1 pseudogene is annotated in these 6,665 nt (G+C 62.2%); it reads left to right on the top strand.

Annotated elements, in window-relative coordinates:
* Positions 1-135 precede the first annotated feature (135 nt).
* Positions 136-6,665, top strand: a pseudogene (locus MTX36_RS29290) (amino acid adenylation domain-containing protein); the annotation flags it as partial.

The raw sequence follows: 6,665 nt of genomic DNA, 5'->3' as shown, positions 1-6,665 counted from the left end.
GGTGGTGGGGGGGGGGGGGTGGTGGGGGGGGGTGTGGGGGGGTGGGGGGTTGTGGGGGGGGTTGGGGGTGGTGGTGGGGGGGGTGGTGGGGGGTGGGGGTGTGGTGTTGGGGGTGCGGCGTCGGAGTTGGTTGGGTTTATGGTGCCGTCGGTGTTGGTGGTGCTGTCGGGTTTGCCGGTGACGGTGAATGGGAAGTTGGACCGAAAAGCGCTACCGGACACTAGTTTCAATAGCGATGCAGCCGAATTTGCGGCTCCACGCAACCCGATCGAACAGATCGTGGCCTCCGTTGTGGCCGACCTACTCGGAATCGCCAGAGTGGGAGTCGACGACAACTTCTTCGCACTCGGTGGGAACTCCCTGATTGCTACTCGTCTGGTGGCTCGGATCAATGCGGCAGTCGGAGACCGGATCAGCGTTCGTGATGTCTTCGACGCCCCGACCGTCGCGGGTCTGGCGGTGCTGGCGCAATCGGAGGACGGCTTGGAATCCCGCCCGCCCTTGAAGCCGCGGGAAGGTTCAACGAAAGCCCCCGTGTCGCTGGCTCAGCAGCGCCTGTGGTTTATCAATCAGTTCGACACTTCGTCGTCGGCCTACAACGTCGCGTTTGTGTTGAGCCTCGAAGGGCGGCTTGATGTGAGCGCGCTACGCCAGGCGTTTGCGGACGTCATAGTGCGACATGAGACGCTGCGCACCATCTTCCCGCTTGCCGACGACGGGCCGCAGCAGGTGATCTTGCCGACGACAAGCGCAATACTCGACCTTGATCCGATCGTCGTGTCGGGTGACGCCGAACTTCGCGAACTGTGTCAGCGGGTGTTGTCTGCAGGATTTGACGTGACGGAGCAGATCCCGTTGCGGGCGAACCTGTTCCAACTCGACGAGGATGCGCACACACTGGCAGTGGTCGTGCATCACATCGCATCCGACGGTTTCTCGATGGCACCTTTGGCGCGAGATATCATGACCGCGTATGCGTCTCGACTGAACGGTTCAGAACCGGATTGGGCACCGCTCGAGGTGCAATACGCCGACTACACACTGTGGCAGCGCGAGTGGCTGGGTTCGGAATCTGATGAGAAGTCGTTGATTTCGAGACAGTTGGCCTACTGGGCCGCCACACTGGCAGAGCTGCCGGAAGTACTGGAGATACCGACAGATCGCCCCCGTCCGGCTGTCCGATCACTCGAATCGGGCCATCTCGAATTCGGCATCGGTGAAGATGTTCACGCCGGTCTGGTGGCGTTGGCACGCAATCACAACGCAACGGTCTTCATGACTGTGCAGGCAGTACTGGCGGTTCTGCTGGCACGACTGAGCGGTGGAGACGACATCACCGTGGGGACACCGATCGCTGGACGCGGCGAGAGGGAACTCGACAACGTCGTGGGCATGTTCGTCAACACACTTGTCTTGCGCACACACGTCATTGGCGACGCCACATTCTCCGATGTGCTCGACACCGTTCGTGAAGGCGATCTGGGTGCCTTCACCCATGCAGAAGTCCCGTTCGAACGTGTCGTGGAGGTTCTGAACCCATCGCGGTCCACTGCGTACTCACCGCTCTTCCAGGTGATGCTGGAGTTCCAGGATATCGAGCGCCCCACACTGGAACTCCCCGGATTGCAGATTCGGAGTCTTGTTGCTCCGATCGACACCATTAACTTCGACCTCCAGCTGACTGTGTCGGAGAACGTCGACACCGCTGGCCGACCCACTGGAATCACGGCGGACTTCGGTTATGCAACTGATCTTTTCGACGAGGAGACAGTTGCCGGGTTTGCGAGGCGATTCCAGTGCATCCTCCAGACGGTTACCGAGAGCGCTGATGTCAGAGTCGGCGACATCGATATTCTGGGCGTCTCCGAGCGCGCCGAACTCGCTCCGGCAACGGGTGGTGCGGCGCTGACACCGAGGACGCTGCCGGAACTGTTGGCAGAAGCAACCACACGTGATCCGGATGCCGTGGCGCTCGTCTTCGAAGGACGGGAGGTTCGCTACGGCGAACTTGACATGCGTTCGAATCAGTTGGCCCGCATGTTGATCGAGCGGGGTGCCGGCAGCGAGACTGTGGTTGCGGTGTGTGTGCCACGTTCTGACGAAGCCATCCTGGCCGTCTGGGCAGTGGCTAAATCCGGGGCGGCGTTTCTTCCGGTCGATCCGAGCCATCCGGCTGGGCGAATCGAATACATGCTCACAGACTCCGGAGCAGTCTGGGGTGTGACGACGTCGGCGCACAGTGCAGCGCTTCCCGAGACGGCGGAATGGCTGGTGCTGGGCGAACCGGAATTTGAAGACAAGCTCGGGAAGTATTCGTCCTCGGCGCTCTGCGACGAAGACTTGACGTCACCGATACTGATCGACAATCCGGCATACCTGATCTACACGTCCGGATCGACCGGTACACCCAAAGGTGTGGTCACCACGCACCGCGGCCTGTCGAACTTCGCTGCCCAAGAACGGGAAAGGTTCGCAACTTCAGTCCAGTCCCGAACACTTCACTTTGCTTCGCCGAGCTTCGATGCGTCAGTTCTCGAGCTTCTACTGGCGACCGGTGCGGGCGCCACCATGGTGATCGCTCCGCCGTCCGTGTACGGCGGAGCCGAGTTGGCGGATCTGCTGAAATCGGAGCGGGTCACGCATTGCTTCGTCACTCCGGCGGCGCTGGCGTCGGTTGATTCCGCCGGTCTCACTGCCCTCGAATGTGTGGTGACCGGCGGCGAAGCCTGTCCTCCCGAGTTGGTCGCACAATGGGCACCCGGCCGACGGATGTTCAACGCGTACGGGCCAACCGAAGCAACAGTCGTCTCCAGTATCAGTGCCAGGCTGGTGCCGGGGGCGCCGGTCACCATCGGCGCGCCCACTCTCGGGTTCACCGAGGCCGTGCTGGACTCACGGCTGCAACCGGTGCCGGTGGGTGTCACTGGCGAGTTGTATCTTGCCGGTCCGGCACTCGCACGTGGCTATCACCAGCGGTTCCCGCTGACCGCCGAACACTTTGTAGCCAACCCCTTCGGGCCCGCCGGAAGTCGGATGTATGGAACCGGCGATCGGGTGCGGTGGACGGCCGATCAACAGTTGGAATACCTCGGACGGACCGATTCCCAGGTGAAGATTCGCGGATTCCGGATCGAACGCGGTGAGGTCGAGTCAGCACTGCTCGAACACGAGGACGTAGCTCAGGCCGTGACACAGGTGTGGAACGGCGACAGCGGCGTGATCGGATCCGGCAGTGGCGATCGGCTGATCGGCTACCTGGTACCCGAATCCGGCACGACGATCGATTCGAGGGCGGTTCTGGAATTTGTCAGTGGACGGTTGGCGTCGTACATGGTGCCGGCAGCGCTGGTGATTCTGGACTCGCTTCCCTTGACTGTGCACGGAAAGCTCAACCGCTCAGCACTTCCGGCCCCGGATTTCGCTGCAGTTGTGTCTACGATCCGGCCTCCGAGAACTAGGACCGAGGAACTTCTTGCCGGGCTGTTCGCGGACGTTCTTCGCCTGGACGCAGTGGGAGTGGACGACTCCTTCTTCGCCCTCGGCGGTGACAGCATCATGTCGATACAACTGGTGGCCCGCGCAAGGGACGCCGGCATTATCCTCTCTCCCCGAGATGTATTCGATAGACGAACTGTCGCGGGGCTTGCCGAGGTAGCGGGGGTGGACAATGACTGCACGGTCACGCTCGACGAGTTGCCGGGCGGCGGGGTCGGGCGCCTGCCACTGACGCCCGTCGCGCGATGGATGCTCGAACGTAGTGGGGGACAAGTCAACAGGTTCTTCCAGTCACTGTTGCTGGCAGCCCCAATCGGTCTCACCTACGACGTTCTTGTTCGAGCAGTCGAGGCTGTGCTGGAGCGGCACGACATGCTTCGTGCTCGTCTGCTGACGGAGATGCCCGGAGGCATGGAAGTACTGACGACGGGTACTGCGTCAGCGGAGGCACTGGTCCGTCGGGTGTCGGTCGATACGGTGCAGGGAGACGATTTCATTGCACGCGCGGAAGCCGAACTGGGTACTGCCGCCGGTAATTTGAGTCCAGCCACTGCCGACATGGTGCGCGTGGTCTGGTTCGATGTCCCGAACGAGAACGGGCGGCTGCTTGTGGTCGTGAACCACCTGGTGGTCGACGGTGTCTCTTGGCGCATTCTCATCTCGGATCTAGCGTTGGCCTGCAGCCACATTCAGCGTGGTGTGGCTCCGGCGCTGCCCGCAGTCGGAACGTCGATGCGGCGGTGGTCCCATGGCCTACGCGATGCTGCGCAGCAACGTCGTCTCGAACTGGGAATCTGGGAGAACATCTTGGGTGGTCACGATCCGCTGATCGGTTCGCGCCCACTGGATTCCGCCATCGATGTCGACGCGACCGTCGACATCGTGAGCGTCGAACTATCGTCGGGCGTGACCAGCGCGCTGCTTACCGTACTTCCGGAAGCCGTCCACGGCAGCGTGGGTGACGGCCTGCTCACCGCGCTGGCGATGGCACTGATCACCTGGCGACAACGTCAGGGCGGGGTAGTTTCGGACGCCCTGATCAACCTCGAAGGGCACGGCCGTGAGGAGCAGGTCTTAGCGGGCGCGGAGTTGTCCCGCACCGTCGGGTGGTTCACCACGCTGTATCCAGCGCGGTTGGATCTGACCGGAATCGATATCGCCGACGCAATGGCCGGCGGTAGCGCGGCGGGGCAGGCGATCAAAGCAGTCAAGGAGCAGTTGCTTGCGATCCCGGATCACGGAATCGGCTTCGGATTGTTGCGGTATGTCGATAGTGAGTCGTCAGAGTCACTGTCGCGGTTCCGGTCTCCGCAAGTCAGTTTCAACTATCTCGGCCGAGTCTCCAGTTCCGACGGGACTCAGGACTGGCTGCCGGTGACGGGCAGCCGTCAGCTCGGCGGAACCCAAAATCCCGAAACGCCGGTCGCTTCGGTAATCGATATCAACGCCTTCGTCGAAGACAGCCCGGATGGGCCCGGCCTCCAGGCATCGTTTGCGTTCCCGCGGGGAGTGCTCAGCGAATCCGAGATTACGGAGTTCACGGAATTGTGGCGCCGCGCTCTGGGAGGACTCGCTGCGTACGCGTCACGGCCGGATGCGGGCGGACTGACGCCGTCCGACGTTCCGCTGGTATCGGTGAGTCAGCAGCAGATCGAGAGATGGGAGGGTCAATTCCCGGCATTGGAGGATGTGTGGTCATTGTCGCCTCTGCAGTCCGGACTGCTCTTCCACGCTGCGTTGGCAGCTTCGTCGGTGGACGTGTACACCGCGCAGTTGCGCATCGATCTCGAGGGCAGAGTTGACGCCGAACGTCTGCGGGTTGCGGCCGCCGGACTGCTGGCCCGGCATCCGAATTTGCGGACCGCGTTTGTGTACGACGACGAGGGGGTGCCCGCGCAAGTGGTTGTCGATGACGTGGCGGTGCCGTGGCGGGAAGTGGATCTTAGCTCTGGCGGGGCTGACATCGAAGCGGAACTCGCCCGGGAGCTTGACGCAGACCGCCGCGCCCGGTTCGATCCCGAAACGCCGCCGTTGCTGCGACTGACACTCTTCCACACTGCCCCAGCGCAATTCGTTCTCGCGATTACGAACCACCACATAATCTTGGACGGTTGGTCGATGCCGTTGCTGGTGCGGGAGTTGTTGACGCGCTATGTCGCCGATGGCACGCCGGCCGATTTACCGAATCCACCCTCGTACCGAACCTATCTGGAATGGTTGGCGAAGCGCGACCGCCAAGCGTCAGTGAGTGTTTGGGAAGCTGCGCTCGACGGCGTCGAGGATCCGACGTTGCTCGCGCCACCGGCCTCTGCCGGAGCCTACGGTGTCCCCGACGAAGTTGATATCGTGCTGCCGGACAGCGTGCATGACGCGCTCGCCGGGGTTGTTCGCGGCGGCGGGATCACGATGAATACAGTGGTTCAGGCAGCGTGGGGAGTGCTGTTGTCCCGCTTGCTTTCTCGTGACGACGTCATATTCGGTACCACCGTTGCGGGTCGTCCGCCGCAACTGCCCGGTGTCGAGAACATGATGGGGCTCTTCATCAACACGTTGCCGGTGCGCGTGCGGATTGATCCGGAGGAGACACTTGCGCAACTGCTCACCCGATTGCAGGGCGAACAGGCGATACTCCTCGACCACCACGAGGTCAGCCTCGGCGAGGTGCAGTCGCGCCTGGGTCTGGGCAACCTCTTCGACACACTGTCTGTGTTCGAGTCGTACCCCGTCGATAAATCCGGGTTGGACGAGAACATCGACATCGACGGTATGCGCGTAGCCAGCCTTGGTGCCCGCGACGCCACGCATTACCCGATCACGTTGCTGTCGATTCTCGAGCCGCGCCTGCGGATGAGTCTGCGCTACCAGCCGGGAATCTTCGAAAGAGCGGCGATGACTACACTTGCCGAACGTTTGGCTCGGATTCTCGAAACCGTCGCCGACGATGTGAGCACCCCGGTCGGCGATATCGAGGTTTTCGGGCTGGGTGAGCGGGAGTTGGTTCTCGACTCGTGGAATGCGACGGGGCATGAGTTGCCGGGGGTGGCGTTGGCGGATCTCTTTGATGCGCAGGTGGCGCGGACTCCGGGTGCTGTTGCGGTGGTGTTCGAGGGTGCGGTGTTGTCGTACCGGGAGTTTGATGCTCGGGTGAATCGGTTGGCCAGGTTTTTGAT

The sequence above is a fragment of the Rhodococcus sp. ARC_M6 genome, from assembly GCF_022810305.1.
Classification (GTDB): Bacteria; Actinomycetota; Actinomycetes; order Mycobacteriales; family Mycobacteriaceae; genus Rhodococcus_F.
This window is presented reverse-complemented; position numbering and strand designations above follow the sequence as displayed.